The following is a 23,695-nucleotide window of genomic DNA, read 5'->3' on the forward strand; positions in this document are numbered from 1 at the left end:
ACAGCCCCGCGTCGGCGCTCCTATGCTCCGCCCATGACGCCCAGCACCAGCCCCCAGCCGCACGGCGACCTCTTCACCCACATCGACCACGTCGGTGTCGCGGTGCCCGACCTCGACGACGCCATCGCCTTCTACCGGGACACCTACGGCATGGAGCTGGCCCACGAGGAGGTCAACGAGGAGCAGGGCGTGCGCGAGGCGATGATGCGCGTCGGCGCCTCCGGCTCGTGCATCCAGCTCCTCGCGCCGCTCGACGAGACCTCGACGATCGCGAAGTTCCTCGACCGCAACGGCCAGGGGATCCAGCAGCTCGCCTACCGGGTCGAGGACATCGACGCCGTGTGCGCGACCCTGCGCGAGCGTGGCCTGCGCCTGCTCTACGACACCCCGAAGCGGGGCACGAGCGACAGCCGGGTCAACTTCATCCACCCCAAGGACGCCCGCGGCATCCTCGTCGAGCTCGTCGAGCCCGCCGCCGCCCCTCACTGACGAGACACCGGCGCCGGCTCGCCAGCCCGGCCCCGGGCAACCCCCGCGCACCCGGGCAATGACCCGGGGGCGCGGGGGCTTCCCGGTCGCGGCACGGTGTCACGGGCGTGGTGCGAAGGGAGCGCCGTCACCGGCACGTCGTCGGCGGCCGGGCCTCAGGGGCGCAGGTGGGACGCCCCGTTGAGGTCGAGCACCGCGCCCGAGGCCCACTGCGCCTGGGGCGAGGTGAGGTAGAGGACCGCCTCGGCGACCTCCAGCGGCGTCGCCACCCGGCCGAAGGGGCTCTGAGCACGGACCGCGTCGCCCCGCGGTCCGGCGAGCGTCTCGTCCTGGCGCTCGGTGGCGACGAAGCCCGGGGCCACCGTCGCCACGCTGATGCCGTGGGGGGCGAGCGCGAGGGCGAGCGACTGCCCCATGGCGTGCAGACCCGCCTTCGCCGCCCCGTACGCCGGGTGGTCGGGCTCGCCCCGGTAGGCCCCGCGCGACCCGATGGTGACGACCGCCCCCGCGGTCCCGGTCGCGATCATCGAGCGGGCGACGAGATAGGTGACCGCCGCCGGTGCGAGGAGGTCGACGTCGACCATCGAGCGCCACGCGCGCTGCCACGTCTCGAAGTCGACGTCGTCGACCCGGTGGTGGCTCGCGGCGCTCGGGGCGACAGCGGCGTTGTTGACGAGCACGTCGAGGTGCCCGAGCGCGTCGACCGCCTCGCCCACGACCCGCTGGGCGACGGCGTCGTCGGTGAGGTCGCCCCCGACGAGGACGTGCCCCTCCCCCGCGAGCATCTCGATCGTCTCCTGCCCGGCAGACCGGTCGGAGCCGAAGTGCACGGCGACCCGGTCGCCGCGACCGGCCAGCGCGACGGCGACGGCGCGCCCGATGCCGCGCGAGGCGCCGGTCACCAGGGCGGTGCGGCGCGGGGTCGGGTCGGGGGTGTCGGGCATGTCGGCTCCTCGAAGGGGGTGGCGGTCCCAGCACCGTAGACGCCCCCGGGGCAGCACCGCCGGGCAGCGCCGACGGCACTGCCCCTCACGGCACGACGGTGAGAGCCAGGTCACCGCGTGACCGGTCTCTCACCGCCGCCGTGGCTCCCCCTTCGCTGGCTACCTTGACCACCAGGCGCCCGCCGGGCGCCGTCCACCCCGACCGACCGAGAGGCCGAGGAGCACACATGTCGATCGACGCGATCCGCGACGCGATCCTGACCGGCGACCGCAGCGAGGAGACCTACGCGGGTCTCGCGGTACCGACGACCTACCGGGGCGCGACCGTGCGCAAGTCCGAGGTCGAGATGTTCGCCGGGCTCGACAGCCGCGACAAGGACCCCCGCAGGTCGCTGCACATCGACGAGGTCGAGATCCCCGAGCTCGCCCCGGACGAGGCGCTCGTCGCCGTCATGGCGAGCGCGATCAACTACAACACCGTGTGGACCTCGATCTTCGAGCCGGTGTCGACCTTCGGCTTCCTCGAGCGCTACGGCCGGCTCAACGAGTGGTCGAAGCGGCACGACCGCGACCACCACGTCGTCGGCTCCGACCTCGCCGGCGTCGTCCTGCGCACCGGCAGCCACGTGAGCCGCTGGCGCACCGGTCAGGAGGTCGTCGCGCACTGCCTGTCCGTCGAGCTCGAGGACCCCGAGGGCCACGACGACACGATGATGGACCCGCAGCAGCGGATCTGGGGCTTCGAGACCAACTTCGGCGGGCTCGCCGAGCTGGCGATCGTCAAGGCCAACCAGCTCATGCCCAAGCCCGACCACCTCACGTGGGAGGAGGCGGCGGCCCCCGGCCTGGTGAACTCCACCGCCTACCGCCAGCTCATCTCCAAGAACGGCGCCGCCCTCAAGCTCGGCGACCGCGTGCTCATCTGGGGCGCCTCGGGTGGTCTGGGCTCCTACGCCACCCAGATGGCGCTGGCCGCCGGCGCCGAGCCGATCTGCGTCGTCTCCTCGCCCGACAAGGCGGAGATCTGCCGCCGCATGGGCGCCGAGCTCATCATCGACCGGCGGGCCGAGGGCTACCGCTTCTGGGACGAGGCCGGCACGACGCAGGACCCGAAGGAGTGGCAGCGCCTGGGCAAGAAGATCCGCGAGCTCACCGGCGGGCACGACGTCGACGTCGTCTTCGAGCACCCGGGCCGCGAGACCTTCGGCGCAAGCGTCTACGTCGCGCGCAAGGGCGGCAAGATCGTCACCTGCGCGTCGACGTCGGGCTACATGCACGAGTACGACAACCGCTACCTGTGGATGAACCTCAAGAGCATCATCTCCAGCCACTTCGCGAACTACCGCGAGTCGTGGGAGGCCAACGAGCTCATCAACCGCGGTCTCATCCACCCGACGCTGTCGAAGACCTACCCGCTCGAGGAGGTCGGCCAGGCCGCCCTCGACGTGCACCACAACCTCCACCAGGGCAAGGTCGGCGTCCTCACGCTCGCCCCGGAGGCCGGTCTCGGCGTGAGCAACCCGGAGAAGCGGGCTCGCTTCGAGAGCCAGATCAACGCCTTCCGGGACGTCTGAGCGAGGCGGCCGGGTCTGACCAGACCACGGGCGAAGGGGGGCGCACCCGGGCGGGTGCGCCCCCCTTCGCGTCGGCGTCCGGGCACGACCGGCGCGGCTAGCGTGACGTCATGACGCGCATCCGCAGCCCCTTCGACGACCGCTCCACCGCGCTCGAGGTGGTCGCCGACGTCGACCTCACCGGGCGGCGCGCGGTCGTCACCGGCGGCGCATCCGGCATCGGTGTCGAGACCGCACGTGCTCTCGCCCACGCCGGGGCGCAGGTGACGCTCGCCGTGCGCGACGTGGGGGCCGGTCAGCGGGTCGCCGAAGACATCGCCGAGAGCAGCGGCCGCCCCGCGCCGTCGGTCGTGCCGCTCGACCTCGCCGACCTCACGAGCGTCGACGCGCTCGTGGCCGCCTGGTCGGGGCCGCTGCACCTGCTCGTCGCCAACGCCGGGGTCATGGACACCCCGCAGGGCACGACGGCGCAGGGCTTCGAGCTCCAGCTCGGCACGAACCACCTCGGCCACCTCGCCCTCGCGACCGGTCTGCACGACGCGCTCGCGGCCGGGGCCGCCGAGGTCGGCCGGGCCCGGGTCGTCGTCGTCTCCTCCAGCGGCCACGCCGCCCCGCCCGTCGTCCTCGACGACCTCTTCTTCGAGCGGCGGCCGTACGACCCGGGGCTGGCCTACGGGCAGTCCAAGACCGCCGACGTCCTCTTCGCCGTCGAGGCCACGCGCCGGTGGGCGCACGAGGGCATCACCGCCAACGCGCTCATGCCCGGCGGGATCTGGACCCCGCTGCAGCGCCACTGGTCGCCCGAGCGGCTGGCCGCGGCGCGGGAGCAGGCGGCGCAGGCCGAGGCGGCCGGGGCCTTCCGGACCAAGACCACCGAGCAGGGCGCGGCCACCTCGGTCTTCGTCGCGACCTCCCCGCTGCTCGACGGCGTCGGGGGGCGCTACTTCGAGGACTGCCAGGAGGCCGAGGTCGTCGAGGAGCTCCAGGGGCTGAGCGGGGTGCTCCCCCACGCCCTCGACCCCGAGGTCGCCGCCCGGCTGTGGGAGGTCAGCGAAGAGCTCCTGCGCTCCGCCCGCGCCGCCTGAGGCTCCCTCATCCCCCCTTCGCCACGGTGGGGTACGAAACCCTGCCAGCAGCCTTTCGACGTGCCAGCAGGGTCTCGACACCCTGCTGGCACGTCAAGAGGCAGCCAGCAGGGTTTCGTAGACCCGGGGGCGAAGGGGTGGTCAGCCGCCGCGGCGGGCGCGCCAGCACACGGTGTGCCAGTGGCGGCGGTCGTCGACCGACCCGAGGGCGTCGTCGGGCCAGACGACGACGTGCGGGGTGCCCGGGGCGATCTCGTGGTGGCACTCCGGGCAGCGGTAGGTGCGGGTCGAGCTGTGGCCCGACAGCGGCCGCACGAGCCACGCCCGCCCGAGCCAGGTGACCCGCTGCGGCCCGCCGCGGTGCACGGCGCCGGGCAGGGGAAAGGGCTCCTCACGGCGGCGACGGTTGGCTCTGGGCACGCGACCATCATGCGTCAGGACGCGGATGAGGCCCGCACCTGCGTCGCAGGTGCGGGCCTCGTGTCCTCCCCCCGGAGGTCCGCGTCGGCGGCTGCTCCAGACGCTGACCTCGGGGGTCAGAGGTGGGTCTCACCGCGGCCGGGAGGCTCGCTCCCGACCTGACACCTGACACATTGGCACATCGTGTCGGGTGACCGCAGAGATTCGAGCTACTTCGTGTAGGTGAGGAATCCCGAGCCCGTCTTGCGGCCCAGCCGGCCCGCCTCGACGTGCTCGACGAGGCGTTGAGCAGGCACGAGACCCGGGTGGCCGAACTCCGCGAGCAGCTCGCGCTGGATCGCCAACGAGACGTCGAGACCCACGACGTCGAGCAGCGCGAAGGGGCCCATGGGGTACTCGTGCTCGGCCACGACGGCGGCGTCGATGTCCTCGGCGCTGCCGTGCCCCTCCTCGAGCGCCCGCACCGCGTCGTTGAGGTAGGGGAAGAGCAGCGCGTTGACGATGAAGCCCGAGCGGTCGGCGCACGAGACCGGCACCTTGCGCGTGCGGGCGCAGAGCGTGCGCACGGTGTCGAGGACGTCCGGCGCGGTCTGGTCGGTGCGCACGACCTCGACGAGACGCATGACCGGCGCCGGGTTGAAGAAGTGCATCCCGACGACGTCCTGCGGGCGGCTCGTCACCGCGGCGAGGTCGGCCACCGGCAGCGAGGAGGTCGTCGTCGCGAGGATGGCCCCGTCCCGGCAGATCCGGTCGAGATCGGTGAAGAGCTCGGTCTTGACGTCGATGTCCTCGGCGATCGCCTCGACGACGAGGTCGGCGTCGGCGAGCGCCTCGCGGGTCGTCGCGCCCGTGAGGCGACCGAGCACCGCCTCGGCCTCCTCGCGCGTCGTGCGCCCCTTCTCGACCGACCGGTCCAGCGCCCGCGAGATCGAGGAGCGCACCGCGTCGACCTTGTCCTGCGTCCGGGCGACGTAGGTCACCGGGTACCCGGCCTGGGCGAAGACCTGGACGATGCCGGTCGCCATCGTGCCGGAGCCGACGACGCCGACCGTCTCGACGGTGCGCACGTGCTCGTCGGACCCGGCGGGTGCCGGGGTGCTCTCGTCGGGCACGACCTCGTCGGAGCCGGGGGCGGCGTACGTGTAGAAGCCCGCGCCGGCCGCGCGACCGGTGCGGCCCTGCGCGACGAGCGCGTCGAGGACGGGGCGGGGCTGGTGACGCACGTCGCCGGTCTGCGCGTAGAGCTCGGCGAGCGCGTCGCGCACCCGGTCCAGCCCGAGGTCGTCGACGACGGCGAGCGGGCCGCGCGGCAGACCGCAGCCGAAGCGCATGCCGGCGTCGATGTCCTCGCGGGAGGCGTAGCCCTCCTCGTACATCGCCACGGCGTGGTTGAGGTAGGGGTAGACGAGGGTGTCCGCGATCGTGCGGCTGGCGGTTGCTGACATGACGGAAGTGTTGTGGACCGGACGCTCCCGCCGACAGCCCTTCGCCGCGTGACGGTCCCCACCTGAGGCCTTCGTCACGGCACGTAGGGTGGTCGGTCGTGAGACTCGTGATCGCGACGTGCAGCGTCGACTACGACGGGCGCCTGTCGGCGCACCTGCCCCTGGCCGACCGGCTGCTCCTCGTCAAGGCCGACGGATCCGTCCTCGTGCACAGCGACGGCGGCTCCTACAAGCCGCTCAACTGGATGTCGCCGCCGTGCGCGATGGCCGAGGTCGAGCCGGACAAGACGGAGGCGGCCGAAGGGGTGCGCCTGGTCTGGGTGGTCCAGCACGCGAAGTCGGAGGACCGGCTGCGGGTGAAGATCCACGAGGTCCACCACGACAGCTCGCACGCCCTCGGGGTCGACCCCGGTCTCGTCAAGGACGGCGTCGAGGCCCACCTGCAGAAGCTGCTCGCCGAGCACATCACCACCCTCGGCGAGGGCTGGACGCTCACCCGGCGCGAGCACATGACCGCCATCGGGCCCGTCGACATCCTGTGCCGCGACGCCGCCGGTGGTCACGTGGCCGTGGAGATCAAGCGGCGGGGCGAGATCGACGGCGTCGAGCAGCTCACCCGCTACCTCGAGCTGATGAACCGCGACCCGGCGCTGCGCCCCGTCACCGGCATCTTCGCGGCCCAGTCGATCAAGCCCCAGGCGCGCACCCTCGCCGAGGACCGCGGGATCCGCTGCGTCGTCCTCGACTACGACGCGCTGCGCGGCATCGACTCCAGCGAGCACCGCCTCTTCTGACGGCCGATCGCGCCGACCGACGCGCTCGCTCCGAGCATCACGACTGTCACGGCCACGGCAGCCGGGTGATCCCGTCCTCGTCGACCTCGAGGCGGGCGACCACCCCTTCGCCCGCCGGCTCCTCACCGACGACCGAGGCGACCTCGCCCGGTCCGGCGAGCGCGAGGACGCACTCGCCGCGGTAGCGGTCGGCGACCTCGACGAGCGCACCCGTGCGGAGCGCGGGCAGCGTCTCGACCCCCACGCCGAGAGCCTCGGCGAGCCGGGCCGCCGTCGCGCCGTCGACCGCCGGGCCGTGGAGCACCACCGCGACGCGCTCGCCGCTGACCTGGGCGGACACCGTCGCGACGTCGCCGGCGGCCCACGTCGCGAGGAGCACCGTCGCCGGGCAGAAGAGCGCCATCTCCGCACCCTACGAGCCCCCTTCGTCTGCCTACAGTGACAAGACCCCCTGATCGTCCAGCGAAGAAGGAGCCGACATGGCTGACCAGAAGAAGGTGGCCTTCGCGGTCGCCGCCGAGGGCATCGAGCAGGTCGAGCTCACCGAGCCGTGGCAGGCCGTCAAGGACGCCGGCGCACAGCCGGTGCTCGTCTCCGTCGAGTCCGGTGAGGTCCAGGGTTTCAACCACCTCACGGCGGCCGACACCTTCCCCGTCGACCAGACCTTCGACGCGGTCTCGGTCGACGACTTCGACGCGCTCGTCCTGCCCGGCGGCGTCGCCAACCCCGACGCGCTGCGCACCGAGGAGGCGGCCGTGGGCTTCATCCGCGACTTCGTCACCTCGGGCAAGCCCGTCGCCGTCATCTGCCACGGCCCGTGGACCCTCGTCGAGGCCGGTGTGCTCGAGGGCCGCCGCATCACGTCGTGGCCGAGCCTGCGCACCGACATCACCAACGCCGGTGGCCAGTGGGTCGACGAGGAGGTCGTCGTCGACGGCAACCTCATCTCGAGTCGCAACCCCGACGACCTGCCGGCCTTCAACCGGGAGATCACCAAGGCCCTCGGCGCCTGACCCGAGCCCTCGCGCCCCGTCGTCCCCCACCCGGGACGGCGGGGCGCGGCGGTGCCCGGGTGCCGTCGCGTCGAGACCGCGGAGCCGCCCAGCCCACCCGCCCCACCCTCGACGCACCCTTGACGCCGACCGGGTGGACGGGAGCACCGTAGGGGGATGACCACAGAGCACACCCCCACCGCTCTCCTGGCCCGCCGCACCCTCGGCTCGGCCGCCCACGGCACCGACCTCGAGGTCTCCGCCCTCGGTCTCGGGTGCATGGGCATGAGCGAGTTCTACGGCACCCCCGACGAGCAGGGCGGCATCGAGACGATCCACCGCGCGCTCGACCTCGGCGTCACCTTCTTCGACACCGCCGACATGTACGGGCCCTTCACCAACGAGCGTCTCGTCGGGCGCGCCCTCGCCGGGCGCCGCGACGAGGTCGTCCTCGCGACGAAGTTCGGCAACAAGCGCGGCGAGGACGGCGCGCGCCTGGGCATCGACGGCTCCCCCGGCTACGTGCGCCAGGCGTGCGACGCCAGCCTCGAGCGGCTCGGTGTCGACCACATCGACCTCTACTACCAGCACCGCGTCGACCCCACCGTGCCGATCGAGGAGACCGTCGGCGCGATGGCCGAGCTCGTCGCGGCCGGCAAGGTGCGCCGCATCGGCCTGTCCGAGGCCTCGCCCGAGACCATCCGCCGGGCGCACGCGACCCACCCCGTCACCGCCCTGCAGACCGAGTACTCGCTCTTCACCCGCGATCTAGAGGACGAGATCCTGTCGACCCTGCGCGAGCTCGGCATCGGTCTCGTGCCGTACTCGCCGCTCGGCCGCGGGATGCTCACCGGCGCCCTGCCCGAGCCCGGCCAGGGCGACAGCCGCACGAGCGCGTACTTCCCGCGCTTCCAGGGCGAGGCGCGCGAGACCAACCTCGCCCTCGTCGAGCGGGTCCGCGAGATCGCGCAGGCGAAGGGGTGCACCCCCGGCCAGCTCGCCCTCGCCTGGGTCCTCGCGCAGGGCGACGACGTCGCCCCCATCCCCGGCACGAAGCGGGTGCGCTACCTCGAGGAGAACCTCGCGGCCACCGCCGTCGAGCTCACCGAGGACGACCTGCAGGCGCTCGAGCGCGCCGTGCCGCGCGACGCCGTCGCCGGCGACCGCTACGGCGACATGTCGACGATCGACGGCTGAGCCGGTCCGCAGACGCACGAAGGGGGAGGCGCCCGCCTCCCCCCTTCGCCCGTCTGGTCTCAGACCGGCTGGGCCTGCCCCGCCGGCAGCTCGCGCGAGGTGCGGATCACCTCGACGAAGCGGGCCATGATCTCGTTGAGCCCGAAGTCCTTGGGGGTGAAGACCTCGGCGACGCCGAGGGCCTTGAGCGCGGCCGCGTCGGACTCGGGGATGATGCCGCCGACGATGACGGGGATGTCGCCCGCGCCGGCGTCTCGCAGACCGTCGAGGACGTCGGGGACGAGCTCCATGTGCGAGCCCGAGAGGATCGAGATGCCGACGAGGTGGACGTCCTCGGCGACCGCCGCCGAGACGATCTGCTCGGGCGTGAGCCGGATGCCCTGGTAGATGACCTCGAAGCCGGCGTCGCGGGCGCGCACCGCGATCTGCTCGGCGCCGTTGGAGTGGCCGTCGAGACCGGGCTTGCCGACGAGGATGCGCAGCCGCTCGCCGAGCTCGGCCTCGGTGCCCCGCACCGCCTCGCGCACCGCGACGAGCTCGGCGCTGCCGCCGTCGGCCGCGCCGACGGACCCGGACACACCTGTCGGCGCGCGGAACTCGCCGAAGACGTCGCGCAGGGCCTGGGCCCACTCGCCGACGGTGATGCCGGCGCGGGCGCACTCGAGCGAGGCCTCCATGAGGTTCTCGTCCGTGCCCGCCGCCGCCCGCAGGCGCTCCAGGGCGGCCGCGGCACGCGGGCCGCGCTCGGCGTCGGCGTCACGCTCCTCGCGCCAGCTGCGCACGGCCTGGGCGGCCGCGGCCTCGACCCCGGCGTCGACGGTCTGGATCGCGCTGTCGAGGTCGGCGGTCAGGGGGTTGGGCTCGGTGCTCTCGAAGCGGTTGACCCCGACGACGACCTCCTGGCCGTCCTCGATGCGCTGGCGACGCAGCGCGTGGCTGGCGACGAGGGCCGACTTCATGTAGCCCGACTCGACGGCCGCGACGGCCCCGCCCAGCTCGGCGACCCGGGCCATCTCGGCACGCGCCCCCTCGACGAGCTCGGCGACCTTGCCCTCGACGACGCGCGAGCCGGCGAAGAGGTCGTCGTGCTCGAGCAGGTCGGTCTCGTAGGCGAGCACCTGCTGCATGCGCAGCGACCACTGCTGGTCCCACGGCCGCGGCAGGCCGAGCGCCTCGTTCCACGCGGGCAGCTGCACCGCCCGCGCGCGCGCGTCCTTGCTCAGGGTGACGGCGAGCATCTCGAGCAGGATGCGCTGGACGTTGTTCTCCGGCTGGGCCTCGGTCAGACCGAGGCTGTTGACCTGGACCCCGTAGCGGAAGCGGCGCTGCCGGGCGTCCTCGACGCCGTAGCGCTCGCGGGTCAGCTCGTCCCACAGCTGGACGAAGGCGCGCATCTTGCACATCTCCTCGACGAAGCGCACCCCGGCGTTGACGAAGAAGGAGATCCGGGCGACGACCGTGCCGAAGTCCTCGGGGGCGACGACGCCGGAGTCGCGCACGGCGTCGAGCACGGCGATCGCCGTGCTCATCGCGTAGGCGATCTCCTGCACCGGGGTGGCCCCCGCCTCCTGCAGGTGGTAGCTGCAGATGTTGATCGGGTTCCACTTCGGGATCGTCGTGACCGTGTAGTTGACCATGTCGGTGATGAGCCGCATCGAGGGCCCGGGCGGGAAGACGTAGGTCCCCCGGCTCAGGTACTCCTTGATGATGTCGTTCTGCGTCGTGCCGGCGAGCCGGGCGACGACGTCGGCCGGGTCCTCGCCGCTGGCCTCGGCCTGCTCCTCGGCAGCGACCTGGTACATAGCGAGGAGGTACATCGCGACGGCGTTGATCGTCATCGAGGTGTTCATCTCCCCCAGGGGGATCTCCTCGAAGAGCTGACGCATGTCGCCGATGTGCGAGATCGGCACCCCGACCTTGCCCACCTCACCGCGGGCGAGGACGTGGTCAGGGTCGTAGCCGGTCTGCGTCGGCAGGTCGAAGGCGACGGAGAGCCCGGTCTGCCCCTTCGCGAGGTTGCGCCGGTACAGGGCGTTGGACGCGGCGGCCGAGGAGTGGCCGGCGTAGGTGCGCATCACCCACGGCCGGTCCCGCTCGGGTCGCGCGGGGGCGGCCGCGGGGGTGGGCACGTCGGTGGCGTCAGGCATGTCGCGAAACTACCGGCGCGGCTCGCGCGTGGGCAGACCTCCCGACGGTGAAAGGCACCACACCGAAGGGGGTGAGCCCGGCTTCGTCAGACCGCGGCGGCCCGACGTCGGGCCGGCACGACAGGCCGCTCGGCGGCCGTCTGCTCGAGGATGATCCGGCGTCGGCCGGCTCGCAGCAGGAGGCGGCGGGTGCGCTCGTCGGCGCCGACGACCCGCAGGCGACGGCCGTGCTCGGCCGCGCGGACGTGGGCGGCGACGAGGGTGGCCATCCCGGCGGGGTCGAGGACCCCGGAGGCGCTCATGTCGAGCAGGATCGGGCCCTCGCCGCTGCGGATGAGGCTGGCGAGCTCGTCGCGCACGTCGGGTGCCGTCGCGCGCGAGAGCGGGACCTGCACCCGGACACGGCTGCTGCCGCCCCCGACCGGGACGAGGCTGGCGATGCTGCTCATCATGCTCCCTGCCGGCGCCGCCCCCGCGGCGCCTGTCACGAACTATGACGCGTGAGCAGGCCGATCGGTTGGCACCTCGCCGTCACGATCGGGTCACGACCCACCGGTCACATGAGTCGAGGTCGACCGGCTCACCTGCGTCGACGTCGACCGGCCCGGGCTCTGCGACGATGGCGCCATGGTCCACCTGACGAAGATCTACACGCGCACCGGCGACGACGGCACGACGGCGCTCGGCGACTTCGGCCGCACGCGCAAGACCGACCCGCGCCTGGCCGCCTACGCCGACACCAACGAGGCGAACGCCGCGATCGGCGTGGCCCTGGCGTCGGGCGAGCTGCCGCAGGACGTGCGCGCGACGCTCCTGCGCGTGCAGAACGACCTCTTCGACTGCGGCGCCGACCTCTCGACCCCGCTCGCCACCGACCCGGAGCACCCGCCGCTGCGGGTCCTGCAGCAGTGGGTCGACGAGCTCGAGGCGGACTGCGACACCTACCTCGAGCGGCTCGAGCCGCTGCGCTCCTTCATCCTGCCCGGCGGCAGCGTGGCCTCGGCCCACCTCCACGTCGCGACGACGGTCGTGCGGCGCGCCGAGCGCTCGGCCTGGGCCGCGGTCGAGGAGCACGGCACCGAGCCGGGCGAGGGCCGGGGCAGCGGCGGGATCAACCTCGTCGCGGTGACCTACCTCAACCGCCTGTCGGATCTGCTCTTCGTGCTCGCCCGGGTGGCCAACCTCGAGGCCGGCGGTGACGTGCTGTGGCAGCCCGGCGGCGGCCGGTCGCAGGAGCCCGAGCGGGTCAGGCGACGTTGACGTCGCGCCCGGGGGGCGAGGACTCCAGCCAGGAGCGCATGGCCATGTAGATGCCGCGCTCGACGGCGAGGGGCGTGGGCTCGCTCGTCGTGTGGTCGCCGACGTCGACACGCAGCGCGCCGACGAGACCCGGGATGGTGATGCGCTCCTCGGCGGGGGCCGACAGCTCGAGGTGGGCGCGGTCCCACTCGAGCCCGGGCCGACGCCGGGTCGAGACGACGGGGTACCACGAGAGCGTCTGGGGCCCCAGGCGCAGCAGGCCCAGACGCCACCGGCGCCCGTCGCGGCTGACCGCGGCGAGCGCCAGGGGGTAGCCGCCGGAGATGGCCCGGCGGCGCAGGACGAGTCCTGCGAAGAGGAGGACGACGAGGAGCAGCGCGAGACCCAGGACCAGCTCGGCGACCTGGAGCGCGCTCACGACGTCGTCAGATCAACGAGTCGTCGTGGAGACGGTCTCGGCGACGATCGTCACCGTGTCGTGGTCGACGGAGAGGAAGCCGCCGTCGACGCTCGCGGTGCGCTCACCGCCCTCGGTCGTGATGACGACGTCACCCTCGACGAGGACGCCGAGGAGGGGCGTGTGACCCGGCATGATGCCGATCTCGCCGTCGATGCTGCGGGCTCGGACCATGCGGGCCTCGCCGGACCAGACCTTGCGGTCGGCGGCGACGAGCTCAACGTTCAGGGCGCTCACGTGGGAGTCCTTCGGGGTTGGGAGGGTTGTCCAGGGTCTATCGTACCGGCGCCCCGTGGGTGCGCCCGACCGGTCTCAGGCGACGACGACGGACCAGGTGTCGTGGCCCTGCGAGATGCTCCACACGCGGAAGACCGACCAGCCGATCCACAGCCCGAAGAGCACGACCGCAGGCTTGGCCGAGATCCAGCCGAGCATCCGCTCGGGCGGTCGGCGACGCACGAGGGCGTAGACGACGTAGAGCGCGGCGAAGGCCGCCATCGCCATGAGCAGCAGGCCGAAGGGGTTGTACCAGAAGGCCCCCGCCACGTCGCCGTGGGCGACGTGGACCCACGCGCGGGTCATGCCGCACCCGGGGCACGGCATGCCGAAGAGGAGGCGGAAGACGCACGAGGGCCGGCCCGAGTCGACGTCGCCGACCGGCCACAGGGCGGCGATGCCGATGCCGACCGCGCCGACGGCGCCGAGCGCGATCGCGGTGGCGCGCGCGCTCAGGCTGTACCCGCGGGCGAGGTGGACCGGCCCCTGCGGGGCGGGAGGCCCCGGGGGGTTCTGGGGCGTTCCGCCCACGGGTGCGTGGGTCACGGCAGCGGGCGTCCGTCGGCGTCGACCATCTTGCGGGTGGCGACGAGGATGACGTCGACGAGGGACCAGATGCCCAGCCCGCCGCACGTGAGGAGCTTGAGGACGCCGAGACCGGTCTGCCCGAGGTAGAAGCGGTCGACCCCGAAGCCGCCGACGAAGATCGACAGGAGCAGGGTGGTCATCCACTCGCGGCTGCTGAAGAGCCCGGGCACCTGCTTGGCCTGGAACCACTGGCCCTGCGGCGAGGTGCGCACCGGGGCGTCGCCCTTGAGCTGGCCCGACATCGCCATGCCGGCGAGGTCCTGATAGCTCATCGGGCCGTACTCCTGGCCCATGGCCGAGACGTAGTACTGGCTGCGCGAGGCGTCGCCGCCGGGACCGCCGGGAGCCTGGTAGGACGGCGCGGAGCCGTAGCCCTGGCCGGGCGTCTGGCCCTGGCCGGGCCCCTGTCCCTGCGGGTATCCGTGCGGCTGACCGGAAGGCGGCGGAGGCATGCTCATGCGCGTGATCCTATCTGGCGCCGGGCACGGCGAGAGCCCACCCCCGACGACGTCGGGGACGGGCTCTGGCTGACCGGTGCTGCGAGGTCAGAGGTTCTTCTGGATCTCCGCCCACTGGCGCTCGACGTCGTCGAGGCCACCGCACATGAAGAAGGCCTGCTCGCCGACGTGGTCGTACTCGCCGTCGCAGATCTTCGTGAAGGCCTCGATGGTGTCCGAGAGCGGGACCGTCGAGCCCTCGATGCCGGTGAACTGCTTCGCGACGTAGGTGTTCTGCGACAGGAAGCGCTGGATCCGGCGAGCCCGGTTGACGAGGATCTTGTCCTCCTCGGAGAGCTCGTCGATGCCGAGGATCGCGATGATGTCCTGCAGCTCCTTGTTGCGCTGGAGGATCGACTTCACGCGGACCGCGGTGTCGTAGTGGTCACCGGTGATGTACCGACGGTCGAGGATCCGGCTCGTCGAGGTGAGCGGGTCCACGGCCGGGTAGATGCCGAGCGAGGCGATCTCACGGGAGAGCTCGGTCGTCGCGTCGAGGTGCGCGAAGGTCGTCGCCGGGGCCGGGTCGGTGTAGTCGTCCGCGGGCACGTAGATCGCCTGCATCGAGGTGATCGAGTGACCACGCGTCGAGGTGATGCGCTCCTGGAGCACACCCATCTCGTCGGCCAGCGTGGGCTGGTAGCCCACGGCGGAGGGCATGCGACCCAGGAGGGTCGAGACCTCGGAGCCGGCCTGCGTGAAGCGGAAGATGTTGTCGATGAAGAGGAGCACGTCCTGCTTCTGGACGTCGCGGAAGTACTCCGCCATCGTCAGCGCCGACAGGGCGACGCGCAGGCGCGTGCCCGGCGGCTCGTCCATCTGGCCGAAGACCAGCGCGGTCTGGCCGAGGACGCCGGCCTCTTCCATCTCGACCATGAGGTCGTTGCCCTCACGGGTGCGCTCGCCGACACCGGCGAAGACGGAGACACCACCGTGGTCGCGGGCGACGCGGGCGATCATCTCCTGGATGAGGACGGTCTTGCCGACGCCCGCACCGCCGAAGAGGCCGATCTTGCCACCCTGGACGTACGGGGTGAGCAGGTCGATGACCTTGATGCCCGTCTCGAACATCGTGGTCTTGCTCTCGAGCTGGTCGAAGGAGGGCGCGTTGCGGTGGATGCCCCAGCGCTCCTGCACGTCGAGGGTCTCGCCCTCGGCGAGGTTCATCACCGCGCCGGTGGTGTTGAAGACCTTGCCGAGCGTGACGTCGCCGACGGGCACCGTGATGGGGCCCCCGGTGTCCTGCACCTGGGTGCCGCGGACCAGGCCGTCGGTGGGCTGCAGGGAGATCGCGCGAACCATGTTGTCGCCGATGTGCTGGGCGACCTCGAGGTTGATCGTGCGGCTCTCGCTGCCCTGACCGGTGCTCGCGATCTCGCTGGTGAGCAGGTTGTACTGGTCGGGCATCGCGTCGGCCGGGAACTCGACGTCGACGACGGGGCCGATGATCCGGGAGATTCGGCCGACACCGCCGGCCTGGGTGGTGTCCTGGGTGGACTCGATGGTGGCAGTCATTACCTGTCCTTCTTACTTGGACTCGGCGAGGGCGCTGGCGCCGCCGACGATCTCGGAAATCTCTTGCGTGATCTCCGCCTGGCGGGCCTGGTTGGCCAGACGGGTGTACTTCTTGATGAGCTCCTCGGCGTTGTCGGTCGCCGACTTCATCGCGCGCTGGCGGGCCGCGAGCTCGGAGGCAGCCGCCTGGAGGAGGCAGTTGAAGATCCGCGCGTTGACGTACTTCGGCAGCAGCGCGTCGAGCAGCTCGTCCACGCTCGGCTCGAACTCGTAGAGCGGGTAGATCTCCGAGTCCTCGGGCTCCTCGACGCCGTCGACGACCTCGAGGGGCAGCAGCCGGATGACCTCGGGCTCCTGCGCGACCATCGAGACGAAGCGGGTGAAGACGACGTGGACCTCGTCCACTCCCCCTTCGCCCTCGGTCGCCTTGACGAAGTCCTCGACGAGGCGGACGCCGATCTCGCGGGCGTCCTCGAAGGTCGGCTTCTCGGAGAAGCCGGTCCACTGGGCGGCGTACTCGCGCTTGCGGAAGGTGTAGAAGTTCACCGCACGGCGACCCACGAGGTAGGGGACGACCTCCTTGCCCTCGTCCTGGAGGCGCGAGACGAGACGCTCGCTCTCCTTGAGCACGTTGGCGTTGTAGCCACCGGCGAGGCCACGGTCCGCGGAGATGATGAGCACGGCGGCCCGGCGGACCTGCTCGGCCTCGCTGGTGAGCGCGTGCTCCTCGTCGGAGAAGGTCGCCACGGCCGAGGCCGCGCGGGTCAGCGCGCGGGCGTACGGGGTGGACTCACGCACGGCCTGCTGCGCCTTGACGACGCGGGAGGCCGCCATGAGCTCCATGGCACGCGTGATCTTCTTGGTCGCGCTGACGGACCGGATGCGCTGCCGGTACTCCCGGATCTGCGCTCCCATACGTTGCCGCCTCTCTGGGTCTTGTCGCGAAGGGGATGTCTGTGGGGGTGGCCGCGGGTGCGGCCGGCTGACCGGTCCGGGCGGGCGGTGCCCGCCCGGACCTCGTGGTCAGCGCTTCTGGCGGACGATCTGCTCCTGGTCGGAGTCGAGGGCGTCGTCGCCGTCCTCGGTGCTGCCGACCGCCGGACCGCCGTCGCCCGTGGGCTGGAAGCCGGACGTGAAGGAGTCGATCTCCGACTGCAGCGCGGACTCGGTGGAGTCCTCGAACTTGCCGGTCTCACGGATGGCGTCGAGCACCTCCTGCTTCGTGCGGCGCAGGTGGTCGAGGAACTCGCGCTCGAAGCGCTGGACGTCCTCGACCGGGATGCTGTCGAGCTGACCGGTGGTGCCGGCCCAGATCGAGACGACCTGCTCCTCGACGGGCAGCGGGTCGGCCTGCTTCTGCTTGAGCAGCTCGACGAGGCGCGCGCCGCGGGCGAGCTGCTGCTTGCTCGCGGGGTCGAGGTCGGAGGCGAACATCGCGAAGGCCTCGAGCGCGCGGTACTGGGCGAGGTCGAGCTTGAGACGACCCGAGACCGACTTCATCGCCTTGATCTGCGCGGCACCGCCGACGCGGGAGACGGAGACACCCACGTCGATGGCCGGGCGGACGTTGGAGTTGAAGAGGTCGGCCTGGAGGTAGATCTGGCCGTCGGTGATCGAGATGACGTTGGTCGGGATGTACGCCGAGACGTCGCCCGCCTTCGTCTCGATGATCGGCAGACCGGTCATCGAGCCCGCACCGAGGTCGTCCGAGAGCTTCGCGCAGCGCTCGAGCAGACGCGAGTGCAGGTAGAAGACGTCGCCCGGGTAGGCCTCGCGACCCGGCGGGCGGCGCAGCAGCAGCGACATCGAGCGGTAGGCCTCGGCCTGCTTGGACAGGTCGTCGAAGACGATGAGGACGTGCTTGCCCTGGTACATCCAGTGCTGGCCGATGGCCGAGCCGGTGAAGGGGGCGAGGTACTTGAAGCCGGCGGCGTCGGACGCGGGGGCCGCGACGATGGTCGTGTACTCCATCGCGCCGGCCTCCTCGAGGGTGCCCTTGACCGAGGCGATCGTCGAGCCCTTCTGGCCGATGGCGACGTAGATGCAGCGGACCTGCTTCTCCGGGTCGCCGGTCTCCCAGAACTGCTTCTGGTTGATGATCGTGTCGACCGCGACCGTCGTCTTGCCGGTCTGGCGGTCACCGATGATCAGCTGACGCTGGCCACGGCCGATCGGGGTCATCGCGTCGACCGACTTCAGACCGGTCTGCAGCGGCTGGTGCACCGACTTGCGCTGGACGACGGTGGGCGCCTGCAGCTCGAGCGCGCGGCGCTCCTCGCTGGCGATCTCGCCGAGGCCGTCGATCGGCTGACCGAGGGGGTTGACGACGCGCCCGAGGAAGGAGTCGCCGACGGGGACCGAGAGGACCTCGCCGGTCCGCTTGACCTCCTGACCCTCCTCGATCTTCGCGAAGTCACCGAGGACGACGACACCGATCTCGTGGACGTCGAGGTTGAGCGCGATGCCGAGGGTGCCGTCCTCGAACTCGAGCAGCTCGTTGGTCATCGCCGAGGGCAGGCCCTCGACGTGGGCGATGCCGTCACCGGCGTCGGTGACGCGGCCGACCTCTTCACGGGAGGCCGCGCCCGGGTTGTAGGACTGGACGTAGCCGTCCAGGGCGTCCCGGATCTCCTCCGGACGGATCGAGAGCTCCGTCATCTGTCTCTTCTCCTCGGGTGCCGGTTGTGGTGGGCCGGCGGTCGGTGTGTGGTGCGTGGGGTGGTGGGTGCGTCGGTCGAGCCCGAAGGGGGCTCAGCCGCCGGCCAGGTGGCGGCGGGCCTCGTCGAGACGCCGCAGGACGGTCCCGTCGACGACCTCGTCGCCGACCTGGACCCGGATTCCGCCGATGACGTCCGGCTCGATGAGCTGCTGGACGAGGATCGGCTTGCTGTAGATGCGCTGCAGCGCGGAGGCGAGACGAGCGGTCTGCTCCGGCGTGAGCGGCGCCGCGGTCGTGACGACCGCGGTGAGCTGCTCGCGACGGGCTGCCGCGTACCGCAGGTAGGTGTCGAGCACGGTGTCGAAGCGTCGCCCGCGCGGGGCGAGCACCGCCTGACGAGCGAGCCGGACGCTCTCCGGCGCAGCCTTCTCGCGCAGCAGGGTCGAGACGACCTCTGCCTTGCCGGCGGCGTCGCCCTGGCGGTTGGTCAGGGTGTCGCGCAGCTCAGGGCTGGCCGCGACGACCCGCTCGAAGCGGAAGAGCTCGTCCTCCACCGTGTCGATCCGGCCCTCCTGCTCGGCGCCGACGAGCGAGGCCTCGACGGCCAGCCGCTCGGTGGTGTCGGACAGGTCGCGCTCCTCGGACCAGCGGCCCGCGACGAGCGCCGAGACGATGCTCGACGCGGCCTCGGACACCTTGCCCGCGAGCAGACGCTGCGCCAGCGCGGCCTTGTCCGAGCCCTCGCGAGAGGGGTCGGCCAGGGCACGGCGCAGCGTCGCGTTGTCGTCGAGCAGGGCGGTGACCGCGAAGAGCTCGTCGGCGAGGACGGCCTTGTCGGCCACCGTGGGCAGGGCGGCGTCGAAGGCCGCCCGTCCCTGCCGGACGGCTCCGCGCGAGCTGCCGCGCATCAGGAACCCTGACCGTCGACGTCGAGCGTGCCCTGGGTCGGCGTCGAGGACGCGCCGACCTTCTCGGGCTGGACCTGACCGGACTCGAGCTCGGCGAGGAAGCGGTCGATGATCGACTGGCGCGACGCGGAGTCGCTCAGCTCGTGACCGACGATGCGACCCGCGAGGTCGGTGGACATCCGGCCGACCTCGCCACGCAGCGACACCGACGCCTGCTGGCGCTCCGCGTCGATCTGCTTGTGAGCGGACTCGGTGATGCGGGCAGCCTCGTCCTGAGCCTGCTGACGCATCTCCGCGACGATGCTCGCACCCTCGGCACGCGCGTCCTCGCGGATCTTCGCGGCCTCGGCACGGGCGTCGGCGAGCTGGGCCTCGTACTGGGCCTTGGCCGCCTCGGCCTCGGCCTGGGCGTTCTCGGCCTGGGCGATGCCACCCTCGATGGCGGCGTGGCGCTCCTCGTAGGCCTTCTCGATGTTCGGGACGACCTTCTTCGCCACGACGGCGAAGAGGATCGCGAACATGATGAGACCGAAGACCAGCTCCTCCCAGTGAGGGAAGAGCGGGGACGAACCCCCTTCGGACGCTGCCGCGAGGCCGACGACCGTCTGCGCGGATGCGGTGATGTGCACAGGTGCTCCTAGTAGCTGGTTCCGACTCGGCAAGAGACCCAGGCGGGCTGGATCAGTTGAAGACGAACGCGAGAACCAGGCCGAAGATGGCGAGCGCCTCGGCGAGGGCGAAGCCGAGGATCGCGATCGGCTGCAGGAGGTTACGGGCCTCGGGCTGACGGGCGACGCCGTTGATGTAGGCGGCGAAGATCAGGCCGACGGCGATGGCGGGGCCGATGGCCGACAGGCCGTAACCGATGACGGAGAGATTGCCATCCACGATTGTTTCCTCTTTCGTGTGGGTGATCCGCTGCGGCGTTGTGCCGCGGCGAGGTCTGGGGTGGGGATATTCAGTTGTGGCCTCGGCCCGCACGGGCCGAGAAGATCAGTGGTCGTCGGCGAGCGCGCCGGCGATGTAGCTCGCCGTGAGCAGCACGAAGACGAAGGCCTGCAGGAACTGCACGAGGATCTCGAAGAGGAGCATCACGCCGGCCATGAGGAAGGTCGGGATCGAGACGATCTTGAGCAGGGCGTCACCCTCGAGCAGGAAGTAGAAGGCGCCGGTGACGAAGAGGTAGATGAGCATGTGCCCGGCGAACATGTTGCCGAAGAGTCGCAGCGCGAGCGTCAGCGGCCGGGTGATGAAGTAGGTGATGAGCTCGAGCGGGAAGATCACCGGGATGACGGCCTTGGGCAGCCCCTCCGGGATCATGTGCTTGAAGTAGCCACCCAGTCCGTGCTTGCGGATGCCGATCCAGTGGTAGACGACGTAGACGACGAGCGTCAGCGCGATCGGGAAGCCGATCTTGCCGTTCACCGGCATCATCGAGCCGAAGAAGGATCCCGCGAGGTTGTAGAAGAGCACCATCGTGAAGAGCGTGACGATGAGCGGCAGGAAGCGACGGAACTCCTTGGTGCCGATCATGTCGCGGGCCACGGTGTTGCGCGGGACGTTGTAGAAGCCCTCGAAGAGCCACTGGCCCTTGCCCGGGACGACCGCGGACTTGCGGCTCAGCGCCACCATCCCGAAGGACAGCGCAGCGGTGATGATCGCTGCCCAGGCCATCTGGTTGGTGACGGTGAGACCGCCGACCTCGAAGAGTGGTTGCCAGAAGATGTCCGGCGTCGGGGTCTGGTAACCCTCTCCCTCGCCGGAGGCCATGGGCGCGAGCGCGGCGATGTGCGCGGGCGCAGTCAGGATCACGGGTTCTCCTCGTTGTGTGGCTTGGCTCCGGGCAGCGCGGTATCGCCGCCGCTCGTGGGTGCCTGGGACGTACCGTACCGGAGCCAGATGACGTAGAGCGACAACCCCATGCCGAGGAGGGCCCCGACGGCGACGATCAGCGACGTCCCGAGCCACCGGTCGAGCAGCCAGCCGATCCCGCCGAAGAGGAGGGGTCCGCTGATGAGGTAGGCGAGGACGGTGGCGCCGAGCGCGTCCGCCTGGGCAGCCGGGTTCGGGCTCTCGGGGTCGGTCGCCCAGCGGTGGGCGTCGGGAGACGGACCTTCGCGTCGGGTGACCAGGCGCGGCTGGGGTGTGTCAGGTCGGCGGCGAAGGCGGCTCATCGCGCCCCTCGGGGGTAGATCTCGTGGCGGGCCCGTGCGTACCCGGCGATCTGCGCGACCTGCAGCAGCACGGTCTGGGCGACGGTCGCGGCGGCTAAGGCCGGCCCGTGGAGCCATTCCTGGTCTCGCACAGCCAGCAGGACGGCGATGAGGATGACGAGCTGGGCGATGTAGACGACGAGGGCCCCCGCCATCGTCGCCCCGGGGTCGCCGGTCATGATGAGCCGAATCGCGAGCAGGCCAATGACCATGATGGCGGAGGCAGTCGCGGCTCCGGCGAGGGCGGACCAGCCGGCCCTCTCCCCCGCGGCGAGCCACCCGATGACCGGCGCGGCGACGCACCCGGCGACGCCGGCGACCACGACACCGCGGAGCATGCCCGAGATGGGCCCGCGGGTGGTGCGCGTGGGGGTCATGGCGTCCTTCGGCACGGGATCTGGTCGAGGCTCGAGCGGGCCCTCACGGCCCGTCGTCGGCGCTTGTGAAAGTTATCACAAGCGCCTCCGACCCCGCGACTCGAGCACGACGAGCGGCCCACCCCACCCCTTCGGGCGGCCGAGGCACGAAGCCCCCCACCCCCAAGCCTCGACACCACGCCTCCCCCGAGAAGTTGGCACCAGCACCGGTTGCAGCACCAGCACCCGCCAACATCTCGAGCACTCGGTGGTCTCGAGGCTCGCTGACGCTCGCACCTCGACCGCCAACGCCCTCTCGCTGGTCGAGGTGCGAAGGCCGCCAGGCCTGAGCCTCGAGACCACCCGCCCCCGAGAAATTGGCGCCCGCGCCGGTTGCAGCACGAGCATCTGCCAACTTCCCGAGCACACGGGTCGTCTCAGGGCTCGCTGACGCTCCCACCTCGACCGCCAACGCCCTCTCGCTGGTCGAGGTGCGAAGGCCGCCAGGCCTGAGCCTCGAGACCACCCACCCCCGAGAAATTGGCGCCCGCGCCGGTTGCAGCACGAGCATCTGCCAACTTCCCGAGCAGCGACGTGGTCTCGAGGCTCCTTCGTCGCACCTCGACCAGCGATGGAGTCGACGTGGTCTCGAGGCTCCTTCGTCGCACCTCGACCCAGCGACGAGGGTCTCGGGGCTCGCTGACGCTCGCACCTCGACCAGCCAGGGGCGGTCAGGCGTCGAGGCGGCGGCCGTGGCGGTCGAAGGTCTTCGGGCGGTGGCCGGGGCGGGAGAAGCGCGGGAGCCACACTGTGAGGACGACGGCGACGGCGAGCAGGGCGAGGACCCCGGCCGCCGCGAGCTCAGCGGGCTGGACGACGACGAAGCTCACCGAGCCGGCGGCGACGACGAAGGCCCACCACCACAGCAGGAGCACCGCGCGGCGGTGGCCGTGGCCGATCCGCAGCATGCGGTGGTGCAGGTGCTGGGCGTCGGGGTGGAAGGGGCTCTGGCCCCGTGCGGTGCGGCGCACGACGGCGAAGAGCACGTCGAGCAGCGGCAGCAGCATGATCGCGATCGGCACGAGCAGCGGCAGGATCGTCGCCGCGACCGGGTTGTCGCTCACCTGGCTCGGGTTGACCGCACCGGTCGTGCTGATCGTCGCGGCCGCGAGGAGCAGCCCCAGCAGGAGCGCCCCGCTGTCGCCCATGAAGAGCCGGGCGGGGAAGAAGTTGTGCGGCAGGAAGCCCAGGCAGCACCCGAGCATCGCGGCGGAGATGAAGGTCGCCGAGCTGAAGACGTTCGGCGGGTTGTACGACGCCGAGATGATGTAGCTGTAGACGAAGAACGACCCCGCCGCGATCGCGACCGTCCCCGCGGCGAGCCCGTCGAGCCCGTCGATGAAGTTCACCGCGTTCGTCGCGAGGACGACGACGAAGATCGTCAGGATGACGAGGACCGGCGCCGGCAGGACCGTGACGACCCCGAGCGGCAACGAGAAGAACTGCACCCCCGAGAAGGCCATGATCCCGGCGGCGAGGAGCTGACCGCCCAGCTTCGTCGCCGGGTCGAGGTCGCGGACGTCGTCGATCGCGCCGACGAGGCAGACGACCGCCCCGGCGGCGAGCACCCCGACGAGCTCTCGCGTCTCGAAGACCTGCGAGAGGAAGGGCAGGCGCCACGCGAGCAGCGTCGCGGCGGCGTACCCCATGAGGATCGCCACTCCCCCGAGCCGCGGGATCGGCACGGTGTGCACGTCGCGGCTGCGGACCGGGGTGTACGCCCCGGTCCGCACCGCGATCGCCCGCATGGCGGGCACGCACAGGTAGGTCGTCGCCAGCGCCACGAGGACGACGAGCAGGTACTCACGCACGCGCCGCC

The 23,695-nt window shown here is 71.6% G+C and carries 27 protein-coding genes; 7 read left to right on the top strand and 20 right to left on the bottom strand.

The genetic code is table 11. The features are described from left to right. Positions 1-33: 33 nt before the first annotated feature. Positions 34-489 carry a methylmalonyl-CoA epimerase gene (gene mce / locus L6241_RS04360; protein ID WP_123092029.1) on the top strand — a complete coding sequence of 152 codons (456 nt, stop codon included), beginning with the start codon at positions 34-36 and terminating at the stop codon, positions 487-489. A gap of 155 nt (positions 490-644) precedes the next feature. Here mce and L6241_RS04365 read toward each other — a convergent pair whose 3' ends face one another. Then, the gene (locus tag L6241_RS04365) at positions 645-1,433 is read right to left on the bottom strand and encodes an SDR family NAD(P)-dependent oxidoreductase (RefSeq protein WP_368245020.1); all 789 of its coding nucleotides are present in this window, start codon (positions 1,431-1,433) and stop codon (positions 645-647) included. A gap of 233 nt (positions 1,434-1,666) precedes the next feature. Here L6241_RS04365 and ccrA point away from each other — a divergent pair, with 233 nt between their 5' ends. Together ccrA and L6241_RS04375 are read left to right on the top strand one after the other, a co-directional pair. Then, the gene (gene ccrA / locus L6241_RS04370; protein WP_368245150.1) at positions 1,667-3,007 is read left to right on the top strand and encodes a crotonyl-CoA carboxylase/reductase; all 1,341 of its coding nucleotides are present in this window, start codon (positions 1,667-1,669) and stop codon (positions 3,005-3,007) included. A gap of 110 nt (positions 3,008-3,117) precedes the next feature. Next, positions 3,118-4,092 carry an SDR family NAD(P)-dependent oxidoreductase gene (locus L6241_RS04375; RefSeq protein WP_368245021.1) on the top strand — a complete coding sequence of 325 codons (975 nt, stop codon included), beginning with the start codon at positions 3,118-3,120 and terminating at the stop codon, positions 4,090-4,092. 141 nt (positions 4,093-4,233) lie between these two features. Here the strand turns inward: L6241_RS04375 and L6241_RS04380 are convergent, their stop codons facing one another. Then, entirely contained in the window at positions 4,234-4,512 is a 279-nt protein-coding gene (locus L6241_RS04380) for a hypothetical protein (protein ID WP_368245023.1), read from the bottom strand. Between the two features lie 209 nt (positions 4,513-4,721). After that, positions 4,722-5,957 carry a 3-hydroxyacyl-CoA dehydrogenase NAD-binding domain-containing protein gene (locus tag L6241_RS04385; RefSeq protein ID WP_368245025.1) on the bottom strand — a complete coding sequence of 412 codons (1,236 nt, stop codon included), beginning with the start codon at positions 5,955-5,957 and terminating at the stop codon, positions 4,722-4,724. 98 nt (positions 5,958-6,055) lie between these two features. Between L6241_RS04385 and nucS the strand changes: the two genes are divergently transcribed. Beyond that, complete coding sequence (gene nucS, locus L6241_RS04390) at positions 6,056-6,751, top strand: endonuclease NucS (RefSeq protein WP_368245027.1); 696 nt, start codon at positions 6,056-6,058, stop codon at positions 6,749-6,751. Between the two features lie 46 nt (positions 6,752-6,797). Here the strand turns inward: nucS and L6241_RS04395 are convergent, their stop codons facing one another. Beyond that, on the bottom strand, positions 6,798-7,154 hold the full coding sequence (locus tag L6241_RS04395) for a hypothetical protein (RefSeq protein WP_368245028.1): 357 nt from the start codon (positions 7,152-7,154) through the stop codon (positions 6,798-6,800). Positions 7,155-7,230: 76 nt separating this feature from the next. On the opposite strand from L6241_RS04395, the gene L6241_RS04400 reads away from it, so the two are divergent. Continuing rightward, positions 7,231-7,764 (top strand): type 1 glutamine amidotransferase domain-containing protein, encoded by a 534-nt coding sequence (locus tag L6241_RS04400; RefSeq protein WP_191565162.1) that lies wholly within the window; start codon positions 7,231-7,233, stop codon positions 7,762-7,764. Between the two features lie 156 nt (positions 7,765-7,920). After that, entirely contained in the window at positions 7,921-8,940 is a 1,020-nt protein-coding gene (locus L6241_RS04405) for an aldo/keto reductase (RefSeq protein WP_368245029.1), read from the top strand. Positions 8,941-8,999: 59 nt separating this feature from the next. Here L6241_RS04405 and L6241_RS04410 read toward each other — a convergent pair whose 3' ends face one another. Together L6241_RS04410 and L6241_RS04415 are read right to left on the bottom strand one after the other, a co-directional pair. Then, positions 9,000-11,015, bottom strand: a complete 2,016-nt coding sequence (locus L6241_RS04410; RefSeq protein ID WP_368245151.1) for a protein meaA — start codon at positions 11,013-11,015, stop codon at positions 9,000-9,002. 158 nt (positions 11,016-11,173) lie between these two features. Beyond that, on the bottom strand, positions 11,174-11,536 hold the full coding sequence (locus L6241_RS04415) for an STAS domain-containing protein (protein ID WP_191681584.1): 363 nt from the start codon (positions 11,534-11,536) through the stop codon (positions 11,174-11,176). A gap of 178 nt (positions 11,537-11,714) precedes the next feature. Between L6241_RS04415 and L6241_RS04420 the strand changes: the two genes are divergently transcribed. Then, complete coding sequence (locus tag L6241_RS04420; protein WP_123092038.1) at positions 11,715-12,347, top strand: cob(I)yrinic acid a,c-diamide adenosyltransferase; 633 nt, start codon at positions 11,715-11,717, stop codon at positions 12,345-12,347. On the opposite strand, the gene L6241_RS04425 is transcribed toward L6241_RS04420, so the two are convergent. From L6241_RS04425 to L6241_RS04490, 14 genes are all read right to left on the bottom strand, one after another. Further along, the gene (locus L6241_RS04425; RefSeq protein ID WP_368245030.1) at positions 12,334-12,765 is read right to left on the bottom strand and encodes a DUF2550 family protein; all 432 of its coding nucleotides are present in this window, start codon (positions 12,763-12,765) and stop codon (positions 12,334-12,336) included. The genes L6241_RS04420 and L6241_RS04425 overlap by 14 nt on opposite strands. Positions 12,766-12,777: 12 nt before the next feature. Next, complete coding sequence (locus L6241_RS04430) at positions 12,778-13,041, bottom strand: F0F1 ATP synthase subunit epsilon (RefSeq protein ID WP_068277824.1); 264 nt, start codon at positions 13,039-13,041, stop codon at positions 12,778-12,780. 75 nt (positions 13,042-13,116) lie between these two features. After that, positions 13,117-13,611: a DUF2752 domain-containing protein gene (locus L6241_RS04435; RefSeq protein WP_368245031.1), complete on the bottom strand. Its 495-nt coding sequence runs from the start codon at positions 13,609-13,611 to the stop codon at positions 13,117-13,119. A gap of 11 nt (positions 13,612-13,622) precedes the next feature. After that, complete coding sequence (locus L6241_RS04440) at positions 13,623-14,126, bottom strand: NINE protein (RefSeq protein ID WP_123092040.1); 504 nt, start codon at positions 14,124-14,126, stop codon at positions 13,623-13,625. 87 nt (positions 14,127-14,213) lie between these two features. Then, positions 14,214-15,680 (bottom strand): F0F1 ATP synthase subunit beta, encoded by a 1,467-nt coding sequence (atpD, locus tag L6241_RS04445; RefSeq protein ID WP_068277830.1) that lies wholly within the window; start codon positions 15,678-15,680, stop codon positions 14,214-14,216. 12 nt (positions 15,681-15,692) lie between these two features. Further along, positions 15,693-16,595: a F0F1 ATP synthase subunit gamma gene (locus tag L6241_RS04450; protein WP_068277832.1), complete on the bottom strand. Its 903-nt coding sequence runs from the start codon at positions 16,593-16,595 to the stop codon at positions 15,693-15,695. Between the two features lie 108 nt (positions 16,596-16,703). Beyond that, positions 16,704-18,338: a F0F1 ATP synthase subunit alpha gene (gene atpA / locus L6241_RS04455; RefSeq protein WP_368245032.1), complete on the bottom strand. Its 1,635-nt coding sequence runs from the start codon at positions 18,336-18,338 to the stop codon at positions 16,704-16,706. A 93-nt stretch (positions 18,339-18,431) separates the two neighbouring features. Then, positions 18,432-19,247, bottom strand: coding sequence for a F0F1 ATP synthase subunit delta (locus L6241_RS04460; protein WP_368245034.1), 816 nt, complete (start codon positions 19,245-19,247; stop codon positions 18,432-18,434). Continuing rightward, positions 19,247-19,876 (bottom strand): F0F1 ATP synthase subunit B, encoded by a 630-nt coding sequence (locus L6241_RS04465; RefSeq protein ID WP_083969094.1) that lies wholly within the window; start codon positions 19,874-19,876, stop codon positions 19,247-19,249. Before L6241_RS04465 ends, L6241_RS04460 begins: the two co-directional genes overlap by 1 nt. A 52-nt stretch (positions 19,877-19,928) precedes the next feature. Then, positions 19,929-20,135, bottom strand: a complete 207-nt coding sequence (locus L6241_RS04470; protein WP_068277844.1) for an ATP synthase F0 subunit C — start codon at positions 20,133-20,135, stop codon at positions 19,929-19,931. 105 nt (positions 20,136-20,240) lie between these two features. Further along, a complete protein-coding gene (gene atpB / locus L6241_RS04475) occupies positions 20,241-21,059 on the bottom strand; it encodes a F0F1 ATP synthase subunit A (RefSeq protein WP_368245036.1) in 819 nt (272 codons plus the stop codon). Further along, the gene (locus L6241_RS04480) at positions 21,056-21,421 is read right to left on the bottom strand and encodes a hypothetical protein (protein ID WP_368245037.1); all 366 of its coding nucleotides are present in this window, start codon (positions 21,419-21,421) and stop codon (positions 21,056-21,058) included. The genes atpB and L6241_RS04480 overlap by 4 nt, the downstream gene beginning before the upstream one ends. Next, complete coding sequence (locus L6241_RS04485; RefSeq protein ID WP_368245039.1) at positions 21,418-21,837, bottom strand: hypothetical protein; 420 nt, start codon at positions 21,835-21,837, stop codon at positions 21,418-21,420. Before L6241_RS04485 ends, L6241_RS04480 begins: the two co-directional genes overlap by 4 nt. A gap of 710 nt (positions 21,838-22,547) precedes the next feature. Continuing rightward, the gene (locus tag L6241_RS04490) at positions 22,548-23,687 is read right to left on the bottom strand and encodes an MraY family glycosyltransferase (protein ID WP_368245041.1); all 1,140 of its coding nucleotides are present in this window, start codon (positions 23,685-23,687) and stop codon (positions 22,548-22,550) included. Positions 23,688-23,695 lie beyond the last annotated feature (8 nt).

The sequence above is a fragment of the Janibacter sp. Y6 genome, assembly GCF_040900765.1.
Taxonomy (GTDB): Bacteria; Actinomycetota; Actinomycetes; order Actinomycetales; family Dermatophilaceae; genus Marihabitans; species Marihabitans melonis.

What these genes read in the sequence shown, in the direction of transcription:
- mce (WP_123092029.1), top strand. Translation starts at nt 34, where the DNA reads ATGACGCCCAGCACCAGCCCCCAGCCGCACGGCGACCTCTTCACCCAC.
- L6241_RS04365 (WP_368245020.1), bottom strand. Translation starts at nt 1,433, where the DNA reads ATGCCCGACACCCCCGACCCGACCCCGCGCCGCACCGCCCTGGTGACC.
- L6241_RS04375 (WP_368245021.1), top strand. Translation starts at nt 3,118, where the DNA reads ATGACGCGCATCCGCAGCCCCTTCGACGACCGCTCCACCGCGCTCGAG.
- L6241_RS04385 (WP_368245025.1), bottom strand. Translation starts at nt 5,957, where the DNA reads ATGTCAGCAACCGCCAGCCGCACGATCGCGGACACCCTCGTCTACCCC.
- L6241_RS04395 (WP_368245028.1), bottom strand. Translation starts at nt 7,154, where the DNA reads ATGGCGCTCTTCTGCCCGGCGACGGTGCTCCTCGCGACGTGGGCCGCC.
- L6241_RS04400 (WP_191565162.1), top strand. Translation starts at nt 7,231, where the DNA reads ATGGCTGACCAGAAGAAGGTGGCCTTCGCGGTCGCCGCCGAGGGCATC.
- L6241_RS04405 (WP_368245029.1), top strand. Translation starts at nt 7,921, where the DNA reads ATGACCACAGAGCACACCCCCACCGCTCTCCTGGCCCGCCGCACCCTC.
- L6241_RS04410 (WP_368245151.1), bottom strand. Translation starts at nt 11,015, where the DNA reads ATGCGCACCTACGCCGGCCACTCCTCGGCCGCCGCGTCCAACGCCCTG.
- L6241_RS04415 (WP_191681584.1), bottom strand. Translation starts at nt 11,536, where the DNA reads ATGAGCAGCATCGCCAGCCTCGTCCCGGTCGGGGGCGGCAGCAGCCGT.
- L6241_RS04420 (WP_123092038.1), top strand. Translation starts at nt 11,715, where the DNA reads ATGGTCCACCTGACGAAGATCTACACGCGCACCGGCGACGACGGCACG.
- L6241_RS04440 (WP_123092040.1), bottom strand. Translation starts at nt 14,126, where the DNA reads ATGAGCATGCCTCCGCCGCCTTCCGGTCAGCCGCACGGATACCCGCAG.
- atpD (WP_068277830.1), bottom strand. Translation starts at nt 15,680, where the DNA reads ATGACTGCCACCATCGAGTCCACCCAGGACACCACCCAGGCCGGCGGT.
- L6241_RS04450 (WP_068277832.1), bottom strand. Translation starts at nt 16,595, where the DNA reads ATGGGAGCGCAGATCCGGGAGTACCGGCAGCGCATCCGGTCCGTCAGC.
- atpA (WP_368245032.1), bottom strand. Translation starts at nt 18,338, where the DNA reads ATGACGGAGCTCTCGATCCGTCCGGAGGAGATCCGGGACGCCCTGGAC.
- L6241_RS04460 (WP_368245034.1), bottom strand. Translation starts at nt 19,247, where the DNA reads ATGCGCGGCAGCTCGCGCGGAGCCGTCCGGCAGGGACGGGCGGCCTTC.
- L6241_RS04480 (WP_368245037.1), bottom strand. Translation starts at nt 21,421, where the DNA reads ATGAGCCGCCTTCGCCGCCGACCTGACACACCCCAGCCGCGCCTGGTC.
- L6241_RS04485 (WP_368245039.1), bottom strand. Translation starts at nt 21,837, where the DNA reads ATGACCCCCACGCGCACCACCCGCGGGCCCATCTCGGGCATGCTCCGC.